At 57.2% G+C, this 24,447-nt stretch carries 22 protein-coding genes; 11 read left to right on the plus strand and 11 right to left on the minus strand.

The features are described 5' to 3' along the window. The first annotated feature begins 246 nt into the window (after positions 1–246). Entirely contained in the window at positions 247–1,542 is a 1,296-nt protein-coding gene (gene gltA / locus ACQE3D_RS01405) for a citrate synthase (protein WP_064025365.1), read from the plus strand. Between the two features lie 69 nt (positions 1,543–1,611). Here the strand turns inward: gltA and ACQE3D_RS01410 are convergent, their stop codons facing one another. The 3 genes from ACQE3D_RS01410 to ACQE3D_RS01420 are packed head-to-tail and all read right to left on the minus strand — an operon-like array spanning position 1,612 to position 4,395. Further along, positions 1,612–2,199, minus strand: a complete 588-nt coding sequence (locus ACQE3D_RS01410) for a phosphoheptose isomerase (RefSeq protein ID WP_064025363.1) — start codon at positions 2,197–2,199, stop codon at positions 1,612–1,614. A 1-nt stretch (position 2,200) separates the two neighbouring features. Continuing rightward, entirely contained in the window at positions 2,201–2,572 is a 372-nt protein-coding gene (locus tag ACQE3D_RS01415; RefSeq protein ID WP_409521097.1) for a YraN family protein, read from the minus strand. Then, positions 2,569–4,395: a penicillin-binding protein activator gene (locus ACQE3D_RS01420; protein WP_313729297.1), complete on the minus strand. Its 1,827-nt coding sequence runs from the start codon at positions 4,393–4,395 to the stop codon at positions 2,569–2,571. The genes ACQE3D_RS01415 and ACQE3D_RS01420 overlap by 4 nt, the downstream gene beginning before the upstream one ends. Positions 4,396–4,417: 22 nt before the next feature. Between ACQE3D_RS01420 and rsmI the strand changes: the two genes are divergently transcribed. Beyond that, positions 4,418–5,275 (plus strand): 16S rRNA (cytidine(1402)-2'-O)-methyltransferase, encoded by an 858-nt coding sequence (gene rsmI, locus ACQE3D_RS01425; protein WP_313729296.1) that lies wholly within the window; start codon positions 4,418–4,420, stop codon positions 5,273–5,275. Positions 5,276–5,291: 16 nt separating this feature from the next. Here the strand turns inward: rsmI and ACQE3D_RS01430 are convergent, their stop codons facing one another. Together ACQE3D_RS01430 and ACQE3D_RS01435 are read right to left on the minus strand one after the other, a co-directional pair. Further along, positions 5,292–6,761 (minus strand): oligosaccharide flippase family protein, encoded by a 1,470-nt coding sequence (locus ACQE3D_RS01430; protein ID WP_313729295.1) that lies wholly within the window; start codon positions 6,759–6,761, stop codon positions 5,292–5,294. Between the two features lie 64 nt (positions 6,762–6,825). Beyond that, the gene (locus ACQE3D_RS01435; RefSeq protein WP_168030166.1) at positions 6,826–7,389 is read right to left on the minus strand and encodes a TetR/AcrR family transcriptional regulator; all 564 of its coding nucleotides are present in this window, start codon (positions 7,387–7,389) and stop codon (positions 6,826–6,828) included. A gap of 109 nt (positions 7,390–7,498) precedes the next feature. On the opposite strand from ACQE3D_RS01435, the gene ACQE3D_RS01440 reads away from it, so the two are divergent. Continuing rightward, positions 7,499–8,146 (plus strand): glutathione S-transferase family protein, encoded by a 648-nt coding sequence (locus ACQE3D_RS01440; RefSeq protein ID WP_071160238.1) that lies wholly within the window; start codon positions 7,499–7,501, stop codon positions 8,144–8,146. Positions 8,147–8,168: 22 nt separating this feature from the next. On the opposite strand, the gene ACQE3D_RS01445 is transcribed toward ACQE3D_RS01440, so the two are convergent. After that, complete coding sequence (locus tag ACQE3D_RS01445) at positions 8,169–9,185, minus strand: asparaginase (protein WP_313729293.1); 1,017 nt, start codon at positions 9,183–9,185, stop codon at positions 8,169–8,171. A 58-nt stretch (positions 9,186–9,243) separates the two neighbouring features. On the opposite strand from ACQE3D_RS01445, the gene ACQE3D_RS01450 reads away from it, so the two are divergent. From ACQE3D_RS01450 to phoU, 6 genes are all read left to right on the plus strand, one after another. Continuing rightward, entirely contained in the window at positions 9,244–9,759 is a 516-nt protein-coding gene (locus ACQE3D_RS01450; protein ID WP_313729292.1) for a dihydrofolate reductase, read from the plus strand. A gap of 130 nt (positions 9,760–9,889) precedes the next feature. After that, a complete protein-coding gene (locus ACQE3D_RS01455) occupies positions 9,890–10,876 on the plus strand; it encodes a PstS family phosphate ABC transporter substrate-binding protein (RefSeq protein ID WP_064025348.1) in 987 nt (328 codons plus the stop codon). A 215-nt stretch (positions 10,877–11,091) separates the two neighbouring features. Then, positions 11,092–13,368 carry an ABC transporter permease subunit gene (locus ACQE3D_RS01460; protein WP_313729291.1) on the plus strand — a complete coding sequence of 759 codons (2,277 nt, stop codon included), beginning with the start codon at positions 11,092–11,094 and terminating at the stop codon, positions 13,366–13,368. Beyond that, a complete protein-coding gene (gene pstA / locus ACQE3D_RS01465; protein WP_064025344.1) occupies positions 13,365–15,020 on the plus strand; it encodes a phosphate ABC transporter permease PstA in 1,656 nt (551 codons plus the stop codon). Before ACQE3D_RS01460 ends, pstA begins: the two co-directional genes overlap by 4 nt. Before the next feature lie 35 nt (positions 15,021–15,055). Next, positions 15,056–15,889, plus strand: a complete 834-nt coding sequence (gene pstB, locus ACQE3D_RS01470; RefSeq protein ID WP_064025385.1) for a phosphate ABC transporter ATP-binding protein PstB — start codon at positions 15,056–15,058, stop codon at positions 15,887–15,889. A 9-nt stretch (positions 15,890–15,898) separates the two neighbouring features. Next, positions 15,899–16,618, plus strand: coding sequence for a phosphate signaling complex protein PhoU (gene phoU / locus ACQE3D_RS01475; RefSeq protein ID WP_064025342.1), 720 nt, complete (start codon positions 15,899–15,901; stop codon positions 16,616–16,618). Between the two features lie 79 nt (positions 16,619–16,697). On the opposite strand, the gene ACQE3D_RS01480 is transcribed toward phoU, so the two are convergent. The 5 genes from ACQE3D_RS01480 to ACQE3D_RS01500 all read right to left on the minus strand — a co-directional run bounded on the left by ACQE3D_RS01480 (position 16,698) and on the right by ACQE3D_RS01500 (position 22,467). Next, positions 16,698–18,260 (minus strand): ATP-binding protein, encoded by a 1,563-nt coding sequence (locus ACQE3D_RS01480; RefSeq protein WP_313729290.1) that lies wholly within the window; start codon positions 18,258–18,260, stop codon positions 16,698–16,700. An 8-nt stretch (positions 18,261–18,268) separates the two neighbouring features. After that, positions 18,269–18,844 carry a YfiR family protein gene (locus tag ACQE3D_RS01485; protein WP_313729289.1) on the minus strand — a complete coding sequence of 192 codons (576 nt, stop codon included), beginning with the start codon at positions 18,842–18,844 and terminating at the stop codon, positions 18,269–18,271. Then, positions 18,845–20,821 carry a TonB-dependent receptor plug domain-containing protein gene (locus ACQE3D_RS01490; RefSeq protein ID WP_313729288.1) on the minus strand — a complete coding sequence of 659 codons (1,977 nt, stop codon included), beginning with the start codon at positions 20,819–20,821 and terminating at the stop codon, positions 18,845–18,847. Positions 20,822–20,899: 78 nt separating this feature from the next. Further along, on the minus strand, positions 20,900–21,517 hold the full coding sequence (locus ACQE3D_RS01495; RefSeq protein ID WP_064025334.1) for a class I SAM-dependent methyltransferase: 618 nt from the start codon (positions 21,515–21,517) through the stop codon (positions 20,900–20,902). Positions 21,518–21,519: 2 nt separating this feature from the next. Next, positions 21,520–22,467, minus strand: a complete 948-nt coding sequence (locus ACQE3D_RS01500) for a Tim44 domain-containing protein (protein WP_064025383.1) — start codon at positions 22,465–22,467, stop codon at positions 21,520–21,522. A 143-nt stretch (positions 22,468–22,610) separates the two neighbouring features. Here ACQE3D_RS01500 and ACQE3D_RS01505 point away from each other — a divergent pair, with 143 nt between their 5' ends. Together ACQE3D_RS01505 and ACQE3D_RS01510 are read left to right on the plus strand one after the other, a co-directional pair. Next, a complete protein-coding gene (locus ACQE3D_RS01505; protein ID WP_157197747.1) occupies positions 22,611–23,003 on the plus strand; it encodes a hypothetical protein in 393 nt (130 codons plus the stop codon). 117 nt (positions 23,004–23,120) lie between these two features. Next, positions 23,121–24,425, plus strand: coding sequence for a TolC family protein (locus ACQE3D_RS01510; protein ID WP_064025330.1), 1,305 nt, complete (start codon positions 23,121–23,123; stop codon positions 24,423–24,425). Positions 24,426–24,447: the final 22 nt, after the last annotated feature.

Below are 24,447 nucleotides of genomic sequence, written 5' to 3' on the forward strand. Positions count from 1 at the left end.
GTGTTTTGGTGGCGGGGCGAAGGCCGGTTTTGCGGTTCACGGATTATCGGCCTTCCTCGGCTAGTGAGTCCAGCGCTGACTGGAGAAATACCGGCCGGGTTTTTGCATGGATTCGTCCGCAACTATCGGTTATCAGTAAATAGTCAATTCGTGAACAATCCCGATTTTCGGCTGTGTTTATTTGCTGTTTGCAATAGAATAGCTGCATCACCGCCATTAAACGCAAGCTTTCAGGAGAATTCCCCGATGACTGACAGAAAAGTGACGATAAAACGGGACGATCAGGACCAGCACTACGAATTGCCGGTGATGCCCGGTACCTTGGGGCCTTCGGTGATCGACATTCGCTCGCTGTACGCGCAGACCGGCCATTTTACTTACGACCCTGGTTTTACCTCCACGGCCAGTTGTACGTCCAAGATCACTTTCATCGACGGCGACGAGGGCGTCTTGCTGTATCGCGGCTATCCGATCGAGCAATTGGCTGAAAAATGCGACTTTTTGGAGGTTTGCTATCTATTGCTGAACGGCGATTTGCCCAACGGCGCGGAAATGAAGAATTTCGTCACGACGGTCAGTCAACACGTGATGGTGCACGAACAATTGACCAAGTTCTACAACGGTTTTCGCCGCGATGCCCACCCGATGGCGGTGCTGGTTGGCGTGGTCGGCGCGCTGTCGGCTTTCTATCACGACGTCATGGACATCAACAGTCGTGAGGATCGTTACATGTCGGCAATCCGGCTGATCGCGAAAATGCCGACCATCGTGGCGATGTGTTACAAGTACAGCATCGGCCTACCCTTCATATATCCCAAGCGCCGCTTGGGTTACGCCGAAAACTTCATGCGCATGATGCACGGCGATCCGTACGACGATTACATCGCCAATCCGGTGCTTACCCGCGCGCTGGATCGCATCCTGATCCTGCACGCCGATCACGAACAAAACGCATCGACCTCGACGGTGCGTCTGGCGGGTTCCAGTGGGGCGAACCCCTATGCCTGCGTCGCGGCGGGCATCGCTTGCTTGTGGGGTGCTGCGCATGGCGGCGCCAATGAAGCGGTGTTGAACATGTTGGAGCAGATCGGCGATGTCTCCCGAATTGGCGAATACGTGGCGCGGGCCAAGGACAAAAACGACTCGTTCCGCTTGATGGGGTTTGGGCACCGGGTCTACAAAAATTACGACCCGCGCGCCAAACTGATGCGGCAAACCTGCCACGAAGTGTTGGACGAATTGAATTTAAACGACGATCGCCTGTTCAAGCTGGCGATGGAATTGGAACGCATCGCGCTGGAAGATCCGTATTTCGTCGAGAAAAAACTTTACCCCAATGTCGATTTCTACTCGGGTATCGTGTTGCGGGCGCTGGGCATCCCGACCGAGATGTTTACCGCGATTTTTGCGCTGGCCCGTTCGGTGGGTTGGATCGCGCAGTGGGACGAAATGATTTCGGATCCGGAGCTGAAGATCGGCCGGCCGCGCCAGCTATATCGCGGGGTCGGCAAGCGCGATGTCAAGTTTATCTCCGGCCGCTAGCTCTTAAGGCCGCCAAGCGGCCGGCGCGCGCCGGCCGCGTTCCGTCAAACTCTTGCTCGATCGCTTAGGTTAGCCGCCAAATAATTGGTGGTCGATCAAATCGCACAAACAATGCGAAATCAACAAGTGGACTTCCTGAATCCGGGCCGTGGAATAGGACGGCACGCGGATTTCGATATCGGCTTCGTTCAATGCGCCGGCCAATATTCCGCCATCCTTGCCGCTCAGCGCGATCACGGTCATGTCGCGGTCGTGCGCGACTTTCACGGCCTTGACGATATTGCCGGAATTGCCGCTACTGGTATAAACCAACAAGATGTCGCCGGCCTGTCCCAGCGCGCGGAGTTGTTTGGCGAAGATTTCGTCGTAGTGGTAGTCGTTGGCTATCGAGGTGATGGTGGACGTATCGGTCGTCAACGCAATCGCCGGTAAGGCCGGCCGTTCGCGCTCGAAGCGGTTCAGCATTTCCGACGAGAAATGTTGGGCGTCGCCGGCCGAGCCGCCGTTGCCGCAGGTTAATACCTTCCGGTCGTTGACCAAGGCCTCGACAATTTTCTGCGAGGCGAATTCGATCAACTCGCACAAACTGGCCATCGAATCTTGCTTGGTTTGGATGCTGTCGGAGAAGTGACTGATGATGCGGTCTTGTAAGCTCATGTTAGGTTTGAAATGCGTTTTTGATCCAATGGAGATGCTTGTCGCCGGAGACGGCCACTACATCGAAGCGAACCGATAGGTGGTTGAGCTTGTGGATTATGACATAGTGCTGAGTGGCGGCGATGATCCGGGCCTGCTTTTGCGGCGTGATACTGGCCAGGGCTCCGCCGTATTGTTCGGATTTGCGGTAGCGAACCTCGACGACGACCAGCATTTCGCCATCGCGCATTACCAGATCCAATTCGCCGCTCTTGCAGCGGAAATTGCTGCACACCCAGATCAGTCCTTGGCTTTGCAAATGGTTCAGTGCCAAGCGCTCGGCGTCGGCGCCGCTTTGCAAATGCGCGGGTTTGGGTTTGCCGAAACGGATCAATTTAAAAATCCGTCGGCGACCGGCACGCCGGCCTTGAATTGCGCGCAAACCAGCGCCCGGCCGATCCGGTTTTCGCCGGTTAAGGTCAGACGTCCGGTAGCGCCGGCATAAGCGCCGCCGGCTAACTGGTTCAATTGCCCGCTCAGATTGTAGGCGTCCACGCCCAGCGCCACCAGTTTGATTTGGCTGTCAGGCAGTCCTTGCCAGATGTTTTGCAACGCCGACTGGCTCAGCGGGCCGGGATAGTATTCGCCGAACAGCCACGGCATGTCGCAAAAGCGGATGGCGCCCAAGTCCACGTCCCGCACCGGATTTTGCCGGCCGCTGTAAAGGTTGGGCATCGCGTAAATCGACAATTCGGCGCTTTGCGGGTACTTGAGCTGCGGCGCCAATTCGCGGGCGACTTCCGGGCTTGCGCTGACGAATACCGCCAAGGGTTGTTTCTTACCGTCGATACTGACCGAGGGCGCCAGCAAAGTGGCGACCGATCCCGAGAAATCGTGCTGCTTGGGGTCGTATTGTTCCAGACCTACAACGCTGCCACCGCCGGCCTGCCAGGCTGAGGTTAGCAAATGGCCGACGCGCTGGCCCTGTGGGGTATTCGGCACCAGAAACACCGCGTTTTGCAGGCCGTCGCGGCGGGCTTTTCGCGCCAGTTGCTCGGCTTCGTCTTGCGGACTTAGACCGAATTGGTACAGGTTGGCCTTGCCGAGATTGTCGACCTGGTTCAACGCCAGCACCGGTATCGGCAGCTCGCCGGATAGCGCTAAGGTTTGAATGTCTTCCTTAACCAACGGGCCGACCACCAAGCCGGCGCCCTCGGCGATGGCCTTGCGGTACAGTTCGCCCGGTTCGCCCTGGCTGGTGTCGTAAAACTTCAATCCCGGTTGCGGCGCAGCACTGGCCGCCAAGCGGTGGGCGACCGACAAACCCTCCTTGATGGCTTTCGCGGCGGGTGCGTAAGGACCGGCACTGGGTAACAACACGGCGAGGTTGGCACCGGCGGCGGAGGTCGCCGAGGCCGGGCCAATAGCGGTTTCACTCGGCGCGGGTTCGGCCGCGGCCGCCGGCGCATTCAGGTAGGTTTGCAGATATTCGGCGTTGGCCGGATGGTAGGGATAGGCTTGCCGCCAGCCGGCGATTTGCCCGCTCAAATCGAAACCCGGCGAACCTTGCTGCTTCAGGATCTTGGCCAGCGCCATCCAGCCGCCCAGTTCGTCGGCCACCGGCGCAGATGCATTCAAGGTTTCCACCGGCAGTACGCTTAATGCGTCCAGGATTGCCGCGATATTCTGTTTTTGCTGCTCCGGGGCCTGCAGTAATTGACCGAGTTTCAAGCGGGCGCGCACCGAGGGCAGGACGTCGCCAAGCAAGGCATGCACGAAGGCCAGGGATTGGTAGTAAGCAATTCGATCGCCTTCGGCCAACACCGCCGGCCGGGTGCCTTCCAGTTTGTGCAACGCTCGTTCGGCGTCTCCGGCGCTCAACGAGATTTGCGCGTCGAGCAGTTTATACTTGCTCAGTTGCTCGGGCGTTAGCTGCTCGGGATTGATCCGGTCCAGGGCTTTTTGCGCGGCTTCGCTGTCGCCGGCCTGTATGCGGGTATCGGCATCGAGCAAATGCAAGCCGTTCTGGTTGTCCGCTATTCGGTAGCTTTGGGCCGGTTCGTTGGGCTTGCCGCGTTTCGCCGCCGACTTGGTCCGCGCGGTCTGAGGTTTGACGGATTTCACCGGCTCTTCGGCGCAGGCCGTCAATAACAGCCCGAAAACACAGCAGGCGGCCAAGCGAGCGGGCATAATGGCGGCGAATTTAAAATCAGACATGGCAAGAGGGCCTGCAGCGGAAATGTCCGGGAAATTATACGTGGTCGCCACGCCGATAGGGAATCTGGCCGATCTCAGCTTTCGAGCCGTCGAGGTTTTGAAGTGCGTCGATTTGATCGCCGCCGAGGATACCCGCCACGCCAAGCTGCTGATGCAGCACTACGGCATCGGCAAGCCGTTGCAATCGCTGCACCAGCACAACGAAGAGCATGCCTCGGCGGGCTTGATCGCCAAAATTCAAGACGGCCAGTCGGTGGCACTGGTCTCGGATGCCGGCACGCCGCTGATCAGCGATCCTGGCCTACCCTTGGTTCAACTGGCGCGACGCAAACACATCGATGTCGTGCCCATTCCGGGCGCTTGCGCGTTGATTGCCGCGCTCTCGGCCGCCGGCTTGCCGACCAGTCGCTTCAGTTTCGAAGGGTTTTTGCCGCGCACCTCGTCGGCCCGCAAAGGCTTTTTCGAAACCAAATTAAGCGATACTTCGACCTGGGCCTTCTACGAGTCCAGCCATCGGATAGAGGATGCGTTGGCCGATATGCTGATGGTGTTTCCGCCGGAACATCCCATCGTCGTGGCCAGGGAAATCACCAAATTGCACGAGACCATCGTCGGCGATCGCTTGGATAAGGTTGCCGAGCGCGTCAGAACCGACGAAAACATGCGCAAGGGCGAGTTTGTGGTTATCGTCGCCGGCTATCAAGCGCCGGAAACCGCCGGCGAAATCAGCGACGAAGAGCGGCGGATTCTGGCCTTGTTGTTGAAGGAGTGCTCGACGAAAACCGCCGCCGCGTTGGCGGCGGACATCACCGGGCAGCGCAAAAAGTTGCTGTATCAAGCGGCGTTGGCGATGCAGGGCGGCGCCAACGCCGCCGATTAACCTACGTTGCCACGGCTCAGCTTCGACGGATTAGCGGCTTCAGATCGAAGGCCGCGACGACCGTCAGATAAATCGTCAAGCCCAGGCCGCCACTCAGCCAGGCGTTCCAATGGAATTCGCTTAGGGTCCAGCGATTGGCGACGTATAAGCCCAACCCTAGGATCAAGTAACTGAAAATCCGGGCCAACGGATACGGAACCGGGTAATAGTGCCGTCCCAGCAGCCAGGAAGCCGCCGCCATGAAGGCATAGCAAGCCAGCGTGGCCCAGGCCGAGCCGACGTAACCCCAAAGCGGTATCCAATAGATATTCAAGGCGACCGTCAACGCGGCGCCGGCCAGCGATACCCAGGCGCCAAGGCCGGTGCGGTCGCCGAGTTTGTACCAGACCGCCAAATTCACATAGATACCTAGCAACAGATTCGCCATTAACAGGACGGGCACGACTTCTAGGCCGGCTCGATATTCCGCGCCGATAAAATACTGGAAAAAGTCGATAAACAGCGTCACCAACAAAAAGATGAACACGCCGGCGATGACGAAATAGCGCATCACCAAGGCGTAGGCGCGCTTGGCGTCGGCGCGGCCGGCGTAAGCAAAAAAGAACGGCTCGCCGGCGTAGCGGAAGGCCTGAACGAACAGGCTCATCAGAATCGATAGTTTGTAACAGGCGCCGTAGATGCCCAGCAGTTTCAGGTTGGTCGCCAGATCGTAAGGTAGTAGGATTTTCAGGATGGCCCGGTCCAGCATTTCGTTAACCATGCCGGCGAAGCCGATCACCACCATCGGTAGCGAATAGCGCAGCATGGGGCCGAGCAGCGCCGGATTTAGGTTGACCGGTATCCGGCGGAATTGTGGCATCAGCAGCAGCCATTTTGCCAGGCTGGCGATCAGGTTGGCGATGAAGATGTAGCCCACGCCCACGTTGGGGTCGTAAAAGTGCAACCATGCCGCGTCCGGCCAGCGTTGCGCCAGTTTCGGGCATAACAACAGGAAAAATAGATTCAGCGCGATGGTTATCGCGATTTCGCTCAATTTGATGCCGGCGAAACGCCAGGCGCGGTTTTCGGCGCGCAGGCGGGCGAACGGTAGCGCGGTGATGCCGTCCAGCGCCAAAATCGCGGCAAACCAGACCAGATACTCCGGATGATCCGGATAGCGCAGCCAATCCGCCAAGTCCTGGCGCCAGTAAGCGACGGCGGCGAGGAATCCGGTATTGGCCAAGGTCAGCAAACTAAGAGCGTTAGCATAAATCGCGTCGCTGGCGTAAGCGGGATTTTGCCGAAACCGAAAGTAACCGGTTTCCAGGCCCAACGCCAACACGACCGCGAAGAAGCCGGCGTAGGCGTAAAACTCGGAGACCACGCCGTATTCCGCGGCGCTGTAGGTATAGGTGTAAAGCGGGACCAACAGATAATTCAAGAAGCGGCCGACAATGCTGCTGAGGCCGTAGATTGCGGTTTGGGAAACCAGTTGACGGAGATTCACTTGACGAAACCGGGGGAACGAGGGCAACGCTTATTGTAATCGTTGCAGGCGCGAGCGAAATGGCTCAATCGCGGGCCGATGCGATCAGGATTTTGGCGGCCTCGCGCGCCAAGCGCATGTGTTCGGTGCCGCGCCGCATTTGCTCGCCGACCATCGCGCCGGCGATCAACATCGCCAACTGTTTGGATAACGGCTCCGGATCTCGGACGCCGGCCCGAGCGGCCAAATCGGATAACAGCGCGCGAAAGCCTTCCGAAAATTCGGCGGCGGTTTGTTGAATCGGACTGCCGGAGTCGGCGAATTCGGCGGCGGCGTTGATAAACGGGCAGCCGCGAAACGCCGGGTTGGCCTGCAAATCCCCGAAAGCATCGAAAACCGCCAGCAGTTGTCGCCCCGGATCGGTACCGGCCTTGAACAAATATTCTTGGATGTACGCCTGAAGTTTGGCCCGGCTCTTGCGCAAATGCGCCAACACCAGATCGTCTTTCGACGGATAATATTTGTACAAACTCATTTTGGTGGTGCCGGCCGCTTTGACGACGGCATCGACACCGGTGGTTTTTATGCCCTGGCTGTAAAACAGCTCCGAGGCGACATTCAGGATATGTTCTTGCAGATTGCGGGTCATGGCGGCGAGAGAAAAACGATGTTGCAACTATACCGACCAGTCTGTATTATTTCAATAGACTGACCGGTCTGTTCGGGTCGGTCGTTTTTCAACCAAGGGAGACAACAGCATGATTACTCTATACGGTTTTGCGATCAGCAATTATTACAACAAGGTCAAATTCGCGCTTTTAGAGAAAAACCTGCCGTTCAATGAAGAATTGGTGCGGCCTAGTCAGGACGAAACGGTATTGAAGCGCTCCCCGCTCGGCAAAATCCCGTTCATTAAGACCGCCGACGGTTATTTGTCGGAATCTCAAGCCATACTCGAGTATTTGGAAGACGCTTTCCCCGAGTATCCTCTGTATCCGGCCGATCCTTACCAACGCGCGAAATGCCGCGAATTCATTCAACATATCGAATTGAACGTCGAACTGATCGCTCGCCGCCTCTACGGCGAAGTGTTGTTCGGCACCGCCGTGTCCCAGGAGGTTAAGGACGAGGTAAAAACCAAGGTGGAAAACGGTTTGAAAGGTCTGAACCGCATCATGCCCCGGAGCCCGTACGCGCTGGGCGAGCACTTCACGTTGGCCGACGTGATCGCCTGGCCGCACTTGCAATTGGTGGGGTTCGTGACGCAGAAGATTTACGGCGTCGATTTAGTGGCGGAGCATTTGCCCGACGTTGCCGCTTACATCGCGCTGATCGAAAGTCGTCCGCATGCGCAAACGGTGTCGGCGGGACGAGCCGAAGCTCTGGCGAAGTTTTTCGCACGTTAATTGTCGGGAAGACGGGCTGGCCTTAACTCAGATGTTCCCAGGCGACGTCGGCGCTCAAAAACGCGGAGATGGCCTGGGGCGAGCCGAAATTGGCGAGCGCCAGTATGAGTTTGGCGTAAGCTGCTTCCAGCGATATATTCCAAACCATTTCGGCGCCAGCCGAAAGCAATGCGCGGGTCGAGGCGTAAGCGTCGTCCGAATACAGCGCCGGGGCCAGATACAGCGGAATGCCGCGCTGCCGGCACGCGGCGGCGAACTCGATAAGGTTGTATTCGGCGCCAACTTCTGCCGATACGCAGGCGGTGCCGGAGTGGTACAGGTCGTGCAGCACTGCATCGCAGCCATCCAGACGGAGGTCGCGGTAATTCAAGCCGGGATAGGGGCGGATCACCAGCAATTTTTTCGAGAAATCAGGTTTTAGTTCGTACGGGCTACGTGGCGACAGCGGATGATGGAATTCGAAACCGTCGGGCGAATAGGTCGCGTAGGGCCGGGATTGAGCGCTGATGAAATCGCTACCTAGCGGCAGACAGGAGGCCAGGCGACTGGCCAGATGTAAGCGCATCACGCCGCCTGGGTTGCGATACGCCGCAAACACGCCGGCCGTGCCGATGTCGCGGATATAAGAAACCGCGCAACTGAAGTTATCCAGCCCGTTAGCCCGCGGATCGGCAAGCGGTTTATCGCTGGAGACCAGTACCAGCGGTATAGGCAAACGGTTGAAGTACAGCGCCAGCATCGCGGCGGAAAACGCTAGGGTGTCGGTGCCGTGGGTAACGATGATACCGGCGAAACTCGCCAGATCCAGGGCTTCTATCGCGGAGACCATGGATCGCCAATGGCTGGGGTGTAGATTTTCCGATAGTATGCCAAACGGCTGCATACTGGAAAACGTCACGGTTTCGGCAATGTCCGGGTGGCTTTGCCGGTAGAGTTGCAACAACGCGAAGCCGGCGTCGGCCGAGGTGTTTATCGTGCCCGCCTCCGATTTGGAGCCTATCGTGCCGCCGGTAAATACCACCAGTATGTTTTTCTTCATGGGCTGATGTCTAGTATCATCTTCGGTTTGAACAAGGCTAGCCATCTTAACCCACTCCATGAAAATTTCACTGATCGTCGCGATGTCGTCCAATCGGGCGATCGGCTTGGACGGCCGTATGCCCTGGCATTTGTCGGCCGACTTGCGGCGCTTCAAACGCATCACGCTGGGCAAACCGGTTTTAATGGGGCGTAAAACCCATCAGGCGATCGGCCGGCCGCTGCCGGGTCGGGAAAATCTGGTGGTCAGCCGCGCGAGCGATTACAAAGCCCAGGGTTGTCTGGTGTTCGCAGGCATCGACGCGGCGCTGGCGCATTGCCGGGACAATGACGAGGTATTCGTGATCGGCGGCGCCGAACTTTACCGGGCCTTGCTGGACCGGGCCGACTGCTTGTATTTGACCTGCATAGACCGGGATTTCGCCGGCGACACGTTTTTTCCGGAAATTGATGCCGAAGCTTGGCTTGAGGTCGAATCCGAGGAAGTCGACGACGACCCCGTCGTCGATTTCCGCTATCGGTTTTTGACGCTACGCCGCGCCGCCGTAGCCGATAGCTCGGTTAGGCGCGAGTGACGCCGGCGGCCGGCTAGGCCTACAATTCGCCGGCAATTGTCACAAAACTGTCATATTCGCTTCATACTATTGTCACGCTTGCTTGGCAAACTGTTTGCAAGTTTTAAAACAAACCTTTTCGAGATCATTTATGAAAAATACTTTCGCGCTGAAGTCACTGGCATTAGGATTCGGGTTCGTATCGGCAACGCTGACTGGAGTCGCGGCCGCCGCGCCTGCCACCTTAGATCCCGCTCTGCCCGAATACGCGCCGGCCAGCGGCGTCTCCGGTAACATTTCCAGTGTCGGCTCCGATACCCTGGCCAACCTGATGACACTGTGGGCGGAAGAATTCGGCAAGATTTACCCTAACGTCAATATTCAAATTCAAGCCGCCGGCTCATCGACCGCGCCGCCGGCGTTGACCGAGGGAACCGCGAATCTGGGTCCTATGAGCCGGAAGATGAAAGACAACGAAATCGACGATTTCGAAAGCAAATACGGTTATAAACCAACCGCTATCCCGGTCGCGATCGATGCGTTGGCGGTATTCGTCAACAAGGACAACCCGATCAAGGGTTTGAGCATTCCGCAGGTCGACGCCATCATGTCGTCCACCCGAAAATGCGGCTATGCGAACGACATCGGCACCTGGGGACAAGCCGGCCTGACCGGCGGCTGGGCGAGCAAGCCGATCCAGTTATACGGCCGCAACTCGGTTTCCGGCACCTACGGCTTCTTCAAGGATGAAGCACTGTGCAAGGGCGATTTCAAAAGTAACGTCAACGAACAACCCGGCTCGGCTTCGGTCGTGCAATCGGTGACCACGTCCAATAACGGCATCGGTTATTCCGGTATCGGCTATTCGACTTCCGGCGTAAAAGCCGTGCCGCTGGCCCGCAAGGACGGCGAAGCCTTCGTCGAAGCGTCTCCCGAAAACGCCACCTCCGGTGCTTATCCGTTGTCGCGCTTCCTATACATTTATGTCAACAAAAAACCCAACGAGCCGTTGGCACCGTTGGAAAAAGAGTTCTTCAAGATGGTGCTGTCCAAAGCCGGTCAGCAAGTCGTGATTAAGGACGGCTATATTCCGCTGCCGGCCAAAGCGGTCGAAAAAGCCCTGTCCTTGGTACAGTAATCTAAGTTTCAGGGATGGACGATACATGGATTTCGTTGCAGGGATGCAACCAAGGAACGGCGACTTGCATCAATGCCTATTCCCCACTCCCCCTTTCTACGGGCGTTGATCTTGTATAATGCTCAAGCCGATAATCCCTAAAGGTTATCGGCTTTTTTGTTGGCGCCGCGTCGTTTCCAAGCGGCGCAACCCAAGTTAACTACACATGCCTTGTTATGACTGAAGTCCAATCGATTCCGGCGAAACCTACGTTGCTGCAGAGCGCCTCGAGCGAACGTCATCAGCGTTGGCGGCTGTTAAAAGACAAAATCGTCGCGCGCGGCGTGGTGGCGGGTGGTCTGAGCATCATTGTCGCCGTCGTCCTGATTTTCTTCTATTTGCTGTATGTGGTGTTTCCGTTGCTGTTGCCGGCGACACTGCAGCCGGCCGGCGGTTATCCGGTGCCGGAGCCGGCCTTGGGCAAGACTCGTTTCCTGGCCACCGAAGAGCAAAACGAATTGGCCGTGCGCTTTACCGATACCGGTAATGCGGTATTTTTTCGGGTCGCGGACGGGCAGACAGTGAAAGCCCAGGAATTGCTTGGCGCCGACGCCGCCAAGATTGCCAGTTTTAGCCACGGCAGCCCGGACAGCGGTGTCGTCGGCTACGGCCTGTCCGACGGTCGCGCGGTAATTATGAAGCACGAGTACAAATTAAGTTACCCCGACGGCAAGCGGGTGGTGACGCCGAATATCAGTTACCCGCTCGGCGAGCAGCCGTTGACGATAGACAACTCCGGTCAGTCCTTGCTGCAATTGACGTTCGCGATCGGCGATGAGCATAGCCTGCTGGTTGCCAAGACCGCCGATCATCGTTTGATTCTGGTTAGGCTCAGCAAGAAAGAGTCGATGTTCGACGACGAAGTCACGTTGGATAGAAGCGATGCAACGCTGGATGTACCGGGCGACGATGTCGAATTCATGTTGTTGGATAAGGAACAGCACAACCTTTATCTGCTCTCCAAACAGAGCCTGACGGTGGTCGATGTTGGCGAATCGTCAACCTTGGCTGTCAAGCACAAAATGAACTTGGTCGATAACGGCCGGCAAATTACCGACGTCGAGTTTTTGAATGGCGAAAATTCGCTGCTGGTCGGCGATTCCAAGGGCGAATTGGCGCAGTGGTCGATGGTACGCAACGAGCAGAATTACGTTAGCTTGCAAAAATTGCGCAGTTTCAAGCTCGCCGACAGCCCCATCGTCAAAATCAATCCTGAGCAGCGCCGGCGCGGCATGCTGGTGGTCGATAACAGCGGTATGCTGGGCGTGTTTAATTCCACCGCCGAGCGCGAACTGATCAAACAGCCGGTAATGCCCGGCGCGCCGATGGCAATGTCGTTGTCGCCGAAAGCCGACCATGTGCTGGCCGAGGACGCCGACGGCAACCTCAAGGCCTGGAAGCTGACCAACGAACATCCGGAAATTTCGATGAAATCGTTGTGGCGGAAGATTTGGTACGAGAGCTATTCCAAGCCGGATTATATTTGGCAATCCTCCTCCGCCAGCAACGACTTCGAACCGAAAATGAGTTTGACGCCGCTGGTGTTCGGCACATTGAAGGCGTCGTTTTACGCGATGTTGGTCGGCATTCCGCTGGCCTTGTTCGGCGCGATTTACACCGGCTATTTCATGTCTTCGGGGATTCGCCAATACGTCAAACCGGGCATCGAAATCATGGGGGCGTTGCCGACCGTGATATTGGGTTTCCTGGCAGGTTTGTGGTTGGCGCCGTTCGTCGAAGCGAATCTGGCGGGAATCTTCGCACTACTGATGATCGTGCCGTTGGCGGTAATGCTGTTTGCCTACGCTTGGCAGTTCCTCCCGGAGCAAAAACGGCAAAAAATTCCGGACGGCTGGGATGCCATTGTATTAATCCCGGTCGTGGTTTTCGCCGCTTGGCTGGCCTTTCAAGTCAGTCCCGGTATCGAAGCCTTATGCTTTAACGGTGATCTGCGCACCTGGATGCGCGAGGAATTCGGCATCGCTTACGATCAACGCAATACATTGGTTGTCGGCCTGGCGATGGGGTTCGCGGTCATTCCTATGATTTTTTCGATCGCCGAGGATGCGATTTTCAGCGTTCCCAAGCATTTGACCACCGGATCGCTGGCCTTGGGAGCGACGCCCTGGCAAACCTTGACCAAGGTGGTTTTACTGACGGCCAGCCCCGGTATTTTTTCGGCGATCATGATCGGCTTCGGCCGGGCGGTCGGCGAGACGATGATCGTGTTGATGGCGACCGGCAATACCCCGGTGATGGACCTGAGTATTTTCCAGGGCCTGCGGACCTTGTCCGCGAATATCGCGGTGGAAATGCCCGAATCCGAAGTCAATAGCACCCACTATCGGGTGTTGTTTTTGGCCGCGCTGGTCTTGTTCATGTTTACCTTTGTGGTCAACACCTTGGCTGAAATGATTCGGCAGAATCTGAGACAAAAATACAGTTCATTATGATGAAAGAATGGTTCAAAAGCGGCACGCCGTGGATTTGGTTCACCGCCGGCGCGGTCAGTATCAACCTGGTTCTGGTGATCGGTTTGCTATTGTTGATTGCGGTGCGCGGTCTGGGGCATTTTTGGCCGGCCGACATCGTCGAATATCACTACCGCGATCAGCAAGGCTTGGACAGCGTTATCGTCGGCGAGCAGGTTGCCACCGCATTGCTGCCGACCGCGCAAGCCAGGGCCGCCGGTCACGAAGTCTTGAACAATGCCGAATACTTGGAACAGCATCTGGTCAAGACCGGCAATCGGGATATATTAGGTAGCGATTTCCGTTGGATATTGCAGCAATACATTACCGGAATAGCGCATCCGGACGATCTGGCGTGCATCGAGCGCCGCGAGTGGGGCAATTTTTACGGCCGACTGGTCGCGGTCAAGGAGGACGGCAACGTCCTGGCGCAAGGCGGATCCGCTTGGTCGGTAGCCCAGCAAAAACTGAATGACGCGCTGGCCTTGCATGAACAGATCGACCGTTTGCAAAACAAGGACATCGGCGCGATTAATTACAATCTGGAGCGCCTGCGCTTGCGGCAACGCAAGCTGGAGTTGGAAGGTACCTGGAGCGCCGACACCGAGCGCGAATTCGCCGCCCAAAAGCAGGCCTATCAGGTGCAATATCAGCAAATTCAACAACAACTCGCACAGCTCAACCGGGAGATCAAACGCGTCAATCTGGTCGTCGCGGAAGCCGGCGGAAGAGAAGTCAATCTACCGTTGCATCGGGTCGTCAAACTGACGCGGCCCAATGCGATGAGCACCTTCGATAAATCGATCGAATACGTAGCGCGCTTTATCGACTTCATCAAGGAAGAGCCGCGCGAAGCCAACACCGAGGGCGGCATATTCCCGGCCATTTTCGGTACGGTGCTGATGGTGTTGCTGATGGCGGTGGTCGTGACGCCATTCGGCGTGATTGCGGCGGTTTATTTGCGCGAATATGCCAAGCAAGGTTTCATCACCCGGGTGATCCGCATCGCGGTGAACAATTTGGCCGGGGTGCCGTCCATTGTGTATGGCGTGTTCGGTTTGGGCTTTTTCGTTTATATCATCGGCGGCAATATCGACCGGCTGTTTTATCCGGAGGCGGCGCCCGCGCCGGTGTTCGGTACGCCGGGTCTGCTCTGGGCGGCATTGACCTTGGCGTTAATGACCCTGCCGGTGGTTATCGTCGCCACCGAGGAAGGTTTGTCGCGGATACCCAAATCCATCCGCGAAGGCAGTCTGGCGCTCGGCGCGACCAAGGCCGAAACCTTGTGGCGCACGGTGCTGCCGATGGCGAGCCCGGCCATCATGACCGGTTTGATCTTGGCCGTGGCTCGTGCCGCCGGCGAAGTGGCGCCGCTGATGTTGGTGGGTGTCGTCAAGCTGGCGCCGACCTTGCCGCTGGACGGCAATTTTCCCTATCTGCACTTGGACCGCAAGTTCATGCATTTGGGTTTCCATATCTACGACGTCGGTTTTCAAAGCCCCAACGTCGAGGCGGCCCGGCCGCTGGTATACGCGACATCGCTGCTGCTGGTGATGGTCATCGTCGGTCTGAACATGACCGCGATCGCGATACGCAATAACTTGCGGGAAAAATACCGCGCCCTCGAAAACTAACAGCCATCGATATCCCGATGTTCGGACCCGATAACATGACGACACTACAAAAACGCACTCACGGCATTGACATTAATGCGCTGAATCGAGAAGAGAAGCCCGATGCCGGCAAAATCGAAACCTGCATCAAAGTTGAAAATCTGGAATTGTTTTACGGCCAAAAACAAGCCTTGCATAGCATCAATATGGAAATGCCGCGTAAGAAGGTCACGGCCTATATCGGTCCCAGCGGTTGCGGCAAATCGACCCTGTTGCGTTGCATCAACCGGATGAACGATCTGGTTGACGGTGTCAGCATCCGCGGCAAAATATTGCTGGACGGCGACGACGTCTACGACAAATCGGTCAATGTCGCGGCCTTGCGGCGCCGGGTCGGCATGGTGTTTCAAAAGCCTAATCCTTTTCCGAAGACCATTTACGAAAACGTCGCTTACGGTTTGCGTATCCAAGGCATCAACGACCGACGGGTTCTCGATGAAGTGGTCGAGAAATCGCTACGCGGCGCGGCGCTGTGGGACGAGGTGAAAAATCGCTTGAACGACAACGCCTTGGGTATGTCCGGCGGCCAACAGCAGCGCTTGGTGATTGCCCGGGCCATCGCAATCGAACCGGAAGTGATTCTGCTCGACGAACCCGCTTCGGCCTTGGACCCGATTTCTACGTTGAAAATCGAGGAATTGATTAACGAGTTGAAGGAACAGTACACCATCGTTATCGTCACTCATAACATGCAGCAGGCGGCGCGGGTATCGGACTACACAGCGTTCATGTACATGGGCGAACTGATCGAATTCGGTGAAACCAGCGAGTTGTTTACCAACCCGGCTAAGAAACAAACCGAAGATTACATTACCGGCAGGTACGGCTAGGAGGTAAACATGGATAACAGCAAAATCAAACAACACATCTCCCAGCAGTTCAACCAGGAAATGGAGGAGCTGCGTAACAAAGTGATGATGATGGGCGGGTTGGTGGAAGAGCAAGTCGATCTCGCTACCAAGGCCTTCATGAGTTACGACATGGAAAGCGCCGATCAGGTGGTGTTGCAGGATCATCAGGTCGATACGCTGGAAAAGGAAATCGACCACGAATGCACCGATATCATGGCGCGCCGCCAGCCCGCCGCCTACGATTTACGGATGCTGATCGCGACGATCAAGATCATTACCGACCTGGAGCGGATCGGCGACGAGGCTACCCGGATCGCGCGGATGGTGATGCGTCTGGAAGGCACCGACTACTACCAGGACAAATACTACGAAATCGAGCATTTGCTGAATCTGGTCAAGGGTATGCTGAACGGCGCGCTGGATGCCTACGCCCGCAACGACGTCGAGGAAGTCATCGCGATCACCGCGCAAGACGCCAAGGTCGACCGCGAATACAACAGCATCACCCGCCAGCTGATCACCCAGATGATGGAAGATCCGCGCAATATCACCCGCGCGTTGGATATGCTGTGGACCGCCCGCGCCCTGGAGCGGATCGGCGACCATTCTTGCAACGTCTGCGAACATGTAATTTACATGGTCAAGGGCAAGGACGTTCGCCATCTCAGCCGCGAGGAAATGGAACGCACCATCAATTCCGTGCGTTAGCACCGAGCTCGGCCGGAACCCGCGAGCCAGGGGGCCGGCCTTGCGCCCTTACGGTTACCGGTGAAGGGAAGTTCCCGCCCTACCCTTGACTGGACTCAGGGGTCACGCCGTATCCGGTATAAACCCCTGGCTCCGACTGGTCGGCGTCGGTGGAGGCGACCGGCAGTAAAATCGTGAAGCGACTGCCCACGCCGGGCCTACTGTCGACCAATAATTCGCCGTTCATCAACTCCACCATGTGTTTGGTGATCAAAAGACCGATCCCGGTGCCTTCGATGGTTTCCTGTTCCAAATGAAAACGGGTGAAGGGTTGAAACAGCAGGGGCATATTCTCGGCGGCGATGCCGCGGCCGCTATCTTCGACGGCGATTGCGACTTTGGTCTCGGCCATGAAGATCGATACCTGGATCGTGCCGTCGGCGCGGTTGTATTTCATGGCGTTCGACAGCAAATTCAACAAGCACTGTTTCAAACGCAAACGATCGGCGCTCGCCGGCGGTAGCGCTTCGCCGCCGCTGATGCCGATTTGCAGTCCCGCTTGATGAACTTGCGGGGTGACAAGTCGGACGGTTTCCTCGACCAGCGATCGGCACTCGATCGGTCCGGGTACCAGATTCAGTTTGCCGCTTTCCACGGTAGCGAGGTCCAGCAACTCGCTGATCAGCGCCAGCAAGTGATTTCCGGAATTCAGGATATGCCGCACCGAGTCGTGTTGCTCCTCGCTTAGCGGGTGTTCGGGGTCCGATTCCAGTAATTGGCCGAAACCGATAATGGCGTGCAGCGGTGTGCGCAGTTCGTGGCTCATCCTCGACAAAAACTCGGATTTGGCGCGGCTGGCGCGCTCGGCTTCCCATTTGGCGTGAGATAGTTTGACGATCAGGGCATTCTTGTTGTGTTCCTGTTGTTCGAGTCGGTCTAGCATGTTGTTGAAACTGTGGATTAAAACGCCGGTTTCGTCGCGGCTGTCGGTATTTAGGCGCGTGTTGAAACTATGATTGCGGCTGACTTGTTCGATGCTACGGGTCAGACGTTGCAATGGACGGCTGACCCGCCGCCCCAGCCAACGGGCTAGTAATACCGAAAATAGAATGGCGATCGCTAAGCCGGAAACGGCTTCGTGGACCGTGCGTCTGAAATGTTCCGAAGTTTCCGCCAGCGACAGATGCAGGTCGATGAACCCGACCCATCGGCTGTCCAGTCGAATCGGTACGACGACGGCCAGACAATCGTCATTAAAGCGGTAGGTCGCGTCGTCGCTGGATAGCGTGTCGACGGTGTGGGAACCCGCTGAAATCCCTTGGTCGATTTCAGCCAATAACGCCATGTGTTGGCTTAAGCGGCTGCGATATTCCGCGAAAACCTGGCGGTCCGGTGTGAATACGTGGGCCGAGATCACGTCGGACTTTTCCTTCAGCGCGGCCAATACCTCGGTCGCGGTGGCCGGATCGTGGTAAATCACGGCGGCGGCCACGTTACTGGCTAGGATGCGCGAGAGTAATTTGCTTTGCTCCAGCAGGGTTTGTCGCTGCTGATGAAAATCGGTAACCAAAAAAAACGACAACGACAGGATTCCGGTCAGCAAGGCAGTCGCAAGCGCCATCGCTAGAATTTTTTGTCTGATGGATGGCGTGCCGCTGAACATAATGCCGCCTACTCGACCAGATGGGAGCTGCGCAACAACTTGGAGCTGATCCGCAGGTTGCCGTTCGAGACATTGCGCAGTTGGATCACGGGTACTATCCGCCGACCCTCGCTAGCGAGTCGAATCATGCCGCCGCGTTGTTCGAAATCCGGTATGTCGCTAACCGTCAACACCGGGTATGGCTTGATTTGTTCCAGCGCGGCGGCCGTTATGCGCTCCTGTTGCAGCGGAATGAACAAAATCTGGCATTCGCTCAGTCGATCGGAACCCGGATCGACAACTAGCCGGAACGGACGGTTGTGCAATCGTTCGCCGTCAACCAATCGGGCCAACACCGGCGTCACCGGCGAGGCGGAATAGCTGCAAATGTTGAAGTTCGCATGGATGTCGTCATCGGGCCAGCTGGCGAAATACGCGAAGTTGTATAAGAACGCGGCTTTTAGTTCGTGTTCGCTAAACTGGTGTTGCTCGGTGGCGCAAACGATGCCGGAAAGCAGCCAGCCCAGCAGCCAGCCGCGTCGCGGCCCCTTGGCGGGACCCGGAAGTCCGGGCTTGCGGATGCGGAAGCTTTGCTTCGCCGGCATTTAGTAGCGCACCGTGGCTTTAAGATAAAAATTGCGTTCGATTTCGCTGGCAACCAGGGCATTGTCCGGGCTGGGTGCGAATTCCAGGTGCCGGTTGTCCAGCAGGTTCTGGGCGCCGAGTGCTAGTTCGAGATGTAAATTAGGCTGCCAGCCCAGTCTCGCGTCGAAGCGGTGGTATCCGTCAATTTGGCTGCGCAAGCGGCCGGTGTAGTACCAGTGTAGGTCCAATTCCAGTTGGTGGGGCAGGTTCAAGTACGAGCTGATGTTGAAGCGGTTGGAGGGGCTAGCGGTCTCGGCGGCTTCGGCGGCGCTATCCAAACTGGCCGGACGCTTGTGCAGCGCAATGCCGAACAAGCTGTAGCTGGCTTGCAACCGCCAACTTTGCGCGGGTCGCCAATTCACAGCCGATTCCCAGCCGTAGGTTTCGCCATAAGCCTGATTGTCGATCAATAGCGGGATCGTTATGGTCCGATTCCCGTTGATGGGATCGAGCGGTTCGGTCGTGGTCAGTCGGCTATAGTCGCCGTAGAACAAGGTGGTGTCCAGACTAAACGCCGAATTGGGAAAGAAGCGATAGCCGATCTCGTAATTGACGACCGTTTCGGCAGCTAAGTTCGGGTTGCCGCGAATGTTGGCGGTCGTGCCCGGTCCCAACGAGAAAAAGGTATTCAGGTCATGTTCGACGCGCGTCGGAACGCGGACGGCCCGCGAAACGCCGGCCCAAGCACCGTGATGGGGTGCCGGTTGCCAAAGTAGGCGGGCGGAGGGTTGCAACTGGTAACCGCTAAAATCGTTATGCTCAAGACGGCCGCCCAAAACCAGGCGCAGTTCTTCCGCCAGTAAGCGCCACTCGTCTTGGGCAAACAGGTTGAACCAATGTCGGTCTCGATGCGTTGGGCATATCGTCAACGACGGCGACTTAAGTTGGAGCATGTCGCCGACGTAACGATAGCCGGCGCCCCAAGTCAACAGATGGTCATTCCAGGGGAAATCGTGCTGCATGTCCAAGTCGAGGGAGTCGCGGCTGTAGTCGAGTAACGACTGGTCGCGGGTGGCATGGTCGAAGTAGCCGCGAATTTGCAGGCGAGCGTCGTCGGCCAGCGCCTGCTGCCAGCGAAGCAGTAAGTTGCCGCCGTAGGATTTACCGGGATCGGCCGAGATGCTCATACCGTCCAGCGGATTGCTTAGAGTCTGGTCGGTGTTACCGTTGTAATAGTCGCCTTGGGCGATCAAGCTATGGCGAGCGTCCAAACTCCAATCGCTACGAAAACCGGCACGGCCGATGTCCAATGCGTCGTAAGCCAGATCGCCGCCGTTCAGATGTAAACGGTCGCGGTGGTTGTATTTGCCGTATACGCGATAATGCAAGTCGTTGTCGAGTTTTCCGCCGTAGCGGACACTGACGAAGCCGGGTTCTTCCTGGCTCGTGCCGGTACTGACCAGCGTGCCTTGGGTCTCCTGCGCGGAGCGAGTGACGATATTGATCACGCCGTTAACGGCATTAGAACCCCACATTGTAGCGGCGGGTCCGCGAATCACCTCAATACGGTCGATATCCTCGAGCGGATAATCCTGTTCGTTCCAAAACACGCCGGAGTTGAGAGGATCGTAGACGGTGCGGCCGTCCACCATCACCAACAATTTATTGGCGTAAAGTCCGTTGAAACCGCGACTGGTGATAGCCCAATGATTTCCGTCCACTCGGGCGACTTCCAGGCCGGGCACTCGGCGGAGAATCTCCGGGATAGACTGCAAACCCGAACGGCGGATTTCTTCCTGATTGACCACGAATACCGCGGAGGGTGTTTCGCCGACCGCCTGGCTGCGCTTGGCGGCGATCGCCACGGTACTGCTGCTTAGCGCCTGGAGAGACAGCGATTTAAGCTCCGAAATCGCTTCCTCGCCATGGGTCGGTTCGGCGGTGACCGCCAACAGCAGTAAGAGGCGCGCTCGCGCGATGATATGTGAAAGTGGCATAAACCCAAAGCCGATTGCGTTAGCGTCCGGCCATTTTAGACCGGGGGGCGCAAATGGTAAAACCGGGATGCCGTTGGACTACTTGACCGCGCGGATCAGTTTGATCATGTCGCCGCTGGCCGGATCGACGTAGATATGCCGGAAGGGGCAGGATTGGACGTTTTTGACGGTCTCTCGGTTGATGTTGGCACCGAACAGACGGACGGTTAATGGATTGCACAGCCGCATCAGTGCTGCCATGATCCGGTTCGCGCTTAATACGTGTTCCAAAAGCAGCACTTGACCGCCGGGCTTGCAGACTCGGTAAAGTTCCTTCAAGCCCTTGCGCGGACGCGGTACCGAGCAGAACACGAAGCTGGCGATCACGGTATCGAAACAGTTATCGGCGTAATCCAGAGCCTGCACGTCCATCAACGCCAGTTCCGCGCTCAGGCCCTTGCGTTCGCGCTTACGTTGGGCGATCGTCAACATGTTGGGGCTGAAGTCTATCGCGGTCACGCGAGCGTCGGCCGGGTAAAACGGAAAATTCTTGCCGGTACCGACGCCCACTTCGAGTATGTGCTGCCCTTGGACCTCGGCCCAAAGTCGCTTGCGCCAGCGGCGGAAGAAAAGCCCTTCCAGGACGCTCTCCAGGCCGTCGAACCACGGCGCCAGCCGGTCGTAGCGCCGCCGAATCTCGCGACTGTCGGCCGCCATGCTCAATTCTCGATTTGCTGGATACCGTCCAGATACCAGCGCGGCTCATTACTGAATTTCGGTTTGGTAAAATGCCAGGCTTCCCTTACGGGGTTCGCTTGACCGCCGTTTTCGCGGATCGTGGCATCGAATAGCACCGAGGCTTCCAGTTCGCTACCGACTTCCCGGACATCCAGTAATTCAGCGGTCAGCGCCAGCACTTCGGTGCTGTGGGTTTCGCCGGAAGCGCGCAGCTGCTCCTGTATCTCGGCGAACACTTTATCGGTAGTGAGGCTGCGGATTTCCGCCAGATCCCGGTTGTCCCAGGCCGCTTGCAAATGTCGATAGACGTTTTGCGCGCCGTTCAGAAAGACTTTCGCGTCGAAACCGGCCGGCAGGTTGCCGGCGTCGAAGGCTTGCGGCGCCGGAGCGCTACCGACTGCCTTGCCCTTGCCGAATAATAAATCGGTGTTGAAACCGGCCGTGCTTTGCGCGGGTTGTCGGTAGTCCGCCGGATCTGCTTGGGGCGGGTAAGCTTCGCGGGCATGCGCGCCTTCAACGGCGGGCTGGCGCGCGGATTTGGCGGCGAACAGCCGGTACAGGAGGAAGGCGAGGCCGGCGAATAGCGCGATATCCATCAAATTGAGACCCTCGAAGGCGCCTCCGAAGAACATCGAACCGAGCAAGCCGCCCAACGCCAATCCGCCCAGCATACCCATCAGGCCACCACGTCCGGCCCAGTTTTGCCGGGCGGCCTGATTTTGCGCGGCGGCTTGTTGCTGAGCCGGCGAGCGGATAGGTTGGCTGGTCGGCGCGCTGGGTGTGGGACGCTGGTACGGCGTGCTGTAACTGGGTTTACTGCCGAACGATTTGCCGCCGCCCATGCGCTTGGCGTGGGCCGCGTCAATGCCGCCGAACGCCAAGGCCATTGCGATCAGCAAGCCGGCTAAAGTACGCGTTTTGTTGTTCATGTTGTGGTTTACCTGGTGTTGATTGAAGTCTATGCCGATAGTCGGGGTAAGATCGTCTTTTTCAAGTAGAATAACGGTTCGTGCCAACGGCAACAACCCGAGCTTACCTGAATCCGCCATCATACAGAGTATTAAACATTAAAATGGTTGCATTCTTGCGTCGGTTTCTCGTGGTGTTTTTGGTGTTGCTGCAATTGGTAGCCCCGCTGGTGCATGCGCATGTCGGCGATGAAGTCGGTGTCGGCGGCTGGCATTTGCATGAATTCGAGCAATGGCGTGCCGCGAACGCCGACGAAGTGCTGGCCCATATCCATCACGAGCTCCATGCGCAAAGTGCCGTGGTTGAAGTCGGTTCGGCAATTAAGCTCAATTTACCGTTATTTTACGCCGATAACCTTTCCCATGCGTTCGACACGTCGATATTCGGCCCAGCACCGCTAGCGTCTGCGACTTTGGTATTCCGTCGTCTCGATCCCCCTCCGGAACTCATCCAGCCCGGTGTTAGTCTCCATTCTTCTCGCGCGCCTCCCTGTTGATTAGTCAAACGTCGCGCTGACGTCCGGCTTGCTTCGGCCAAGCTCGGTATTTTGGCGCTCACCCGTTTCAAATCGGGTATTCTGGATTTCTGCATACCTACATTTTCGGAGAAAAATATGACCGGATTTCGTCATATTCCAAACGCGTTGTTCGGCGCGTTGTTGTCAGCTGGCGCGTGTTGGGCGGAGCCGCCGGCCACTGAGTTACCGCCGCCCGTTCACGCAATGTCGGCGGGGCCGATGATCGTCGAGCATCTCGATCCGATAGAAACCGATCCGCAACTGAGTTTACCGGGCTTGATCGAACAAACCTTGGAAAAATACCCCGACCGCTTGATCAGCGAGGCTTTGAGCCAGGAGGCCGAGGCTCTGACCGAGCGTAGCGACAGTTGGGTGGCGGGTTCCACGGCCTTGCAATTGGGTTACATGGACGACCGGATCGCCGACGATCTGGGTTCGCGGGAAGCGTCGGCCCAAGTGGAGATCACTACCTGGAAATGGGGGCAGCGCGAAGCGGGTCAGGTCGTGGCGGATCGCGCCGGCGCGGCCGCGCAAAAACAACTGGCAGCGGTTAAGTTGGAAGTCGTTCGGCTGGTGCGCGATGCCTTGTGGAATATGGAAATTGCCAACATCGGCTTGCAGCAGGCGCAAAACGCGCTATCGATCTCCGAGCAATTGATGAAAAAGGTCGAGCGCCGGGTCGAGCTGGGCGATTTGCCGCGCGCCGACTTGCTTTTGGCCAAGGGCGAATATTTGCAAAATCGGGCGCTGGTGACGCAGGCGGAAGCCGAAGTCATGCACAGCCGCAAGGCCTACACCAATCTCACGACACTGACCAAGGTGCCGAGTAGCTATCGCGAACGCCAGAGCGAGATTACCACGGTCGCCAACGATCATCCGATGTTGGATGCCATCAACGCCATCATCGAGCGGCGGCGCGCCGAGGTCGAATGGATACGCACGACCGATCCGATCAACCAGCCGAAACTAGGCGTAGGCGCAAAGAGCCAACGCGACGGCCGGGGCGGGCAGAATGTCGAAAGCGTGGGCGTGAACGTCGTCATGCTGTTTGGTGGCGATGCTTACAACGCGCCGGAAATCGCCAAGGCTAATCTGGAGTTGAACAATGCGATGGCCCAACGCGAACATTTGTACCGGCAGCTCGAAAAGAATTTGCACGAAGCTGAGCATGCCCTGGAAGTGACCCGCGCGGAACTGGCCATTGCCAACGAACTGAAAGACATCGCCGAAACCCATTTGAAGATGACCGAGATCAGTTTCTCGGCCGGCGAGATCAACCTGCTGGATTTGTTAAAAATTCAAGCCAGAGCCTTGGAGGCGATTCGTAACGCCAAGCTGCAAGAGGTCAAGTTGGAACGCAATATCGCCTTTTATAATCAGGCAGTAGGAGTAGCGCCGTGAGATCGATGTTTTTGTACGGTCT

The sequence above is a fragment of the Methylomonas sp. MS20 genome (genome assembly GCF_050275925.1).
Taxonomy (GTDB): Bacteria; Pseudomonadota; Gammaproteobacteria; order Methylococcales; family Methylomonadaceae; genus Methylomonas; species Methylomonas koyamae_A.

Excerpts from the sequence above, each read along its gene's own strand:
- gltA (WP_064025365.1), top strand. The coding sequence starts at position 247 with ATGACTGACAGAAAAGTGACGATAAAACGGGACGATCAGGACCAGCAC.
- ACQE3D_RS01410 (WP_064025363.1), bottom strand. The coding sequence starts at position 2,199 with ATGAGCTTACAAGACCGCATCATCAGTCACTTCTCCGACAGCATCCAA.
- ACQE3D_RS01420 (WP_313729297.1), bottom strand. The coding sequence starts at position 4,395 with ATGTCTGATTTTAAATTCGCCGCCATTATGCCCGCTCGCTTGGCCGCC.
- rsmI (WP_313729296.1), top strand. The coding sequence starts at position 4,418 with ATGTCCGGGAAATTATACGTGGTCGCCACGCCGATAGGGAATCTGGCC.
- ACQE3D_RS01435 (WP_168030166.1), bottom strand. The coding sequence starts at position 7,389 with ATGACCCGCAATCTGCAAGAACATATCCTGAATGTCGCCTCGGAGCTG.
- ACQE3D_RS01440 (WP_071160238.1), top strand. The coding sequence starts at position 7,499 with ATGATTACTCTATACGGTTTTGCGATCAGCAATTATTACAACAAGGTC.
- ACQE3D_RS01445 (WP_313729293.1), bottom strand. The coding sequence starts at position 9,185 with ATGAAGAAAAACATACTGGTGGTATTTACCGGCGGCACGATAGGCTCC.
- ACQE3D_RS01450 (WP_313729292.1), top strand. The coding sequence starts at position 9,244 with ATGAAAATTTCACTGATCGTCGCGATGTCGTCCAATCGGGCGATCGGC.
- ACQE3D_RS01455 (WP_064025348.1), top strand. The coding sequence starts at position 9,890 with ATGAAAAATACTTTCGCGCTGAAGTCACTGGCATTAGGATTCGGGTTC.
- ACQE3D_RS01460 (WP_313729291.1), top strand. The coding sequence starts at position 11,092 with ATGACTGAAGTCCAATCGATTCCGGCGAAACCTACGTTGCTGCAGAGC.
- pstA (WP_064025344.1), top strand. The coding sequence starts at position 13,365 with ATGATGAAAGAATGGTTCAAAAGCGGCACGCCGTGGATTTGGTTCACC.
- pstB (WP_064025385.1), top strand. The coding sequence starts at position 15,056 with ATGACGACACTACAAAAACGCACTCACGGCATTGACATTAATGCGCTG.
- phoU (WP_064025342.1), top strand. The coding sequence starts at position 15,899 with ATGGATAACAGCAAAATCAAACAACACATCTCCCAGCAGTTCAACCAG.
- ACQE3D_RS01480 (WP_313729290.1), bottom strand. The coding sequence starts at position 18,260 with ATGTTCAGCGGCACGCCATCCATCAGACAAAAAATTCTAGCGATGGCG.
- ACQE3D_RS01485 (WP_313729289.1), bottom strand. The coding sequence starts at position 18,844 with ATGCCGGCGAAGCAAAGCTTCCGCATCCGCAAGCCCGGACTTCCGGGT.
- ACQE3D_RS01490 (WP_313729288.1), bottom strand. The coding sequence starts at position 20,821 with ATGCCACTTTCACATATCATCGCGCGAGCGCGCCTCTTACTGCTGTTG.
- ACQE3D_RS01495 (WP_064025334.1), bottom strand. The coding sequence starts at position 21,517 with ATGGCGGCCGACAGTCGCGAGATTCGGCGGCGCTACGACCGGCTGGCG.
- ACQE3D_RS01500 (WP_064025383.1), bottom strand. The coding sequence starts at position 22,467 with ATGAACAACAAAACGCGTACTTTAGCCGGCTTGCTGATCGCAATGGCC.
- ACQE3D_RS01505 (WP_157197747.1), top strand. The coding sequence starts at position 22,611 with ATGGTTGCATTCTTGCGTCGGTTTCTCGTGGTGTTTTTGGTGTTGCTG.
- ACQE3D_RS01510 (WP_064025330.1), top strand. The coding sequence starts at position 23,121 with ATGACCGGATTTCGTCATATTCCAAACGCGTTGTTCGGCGCGTTGTTG.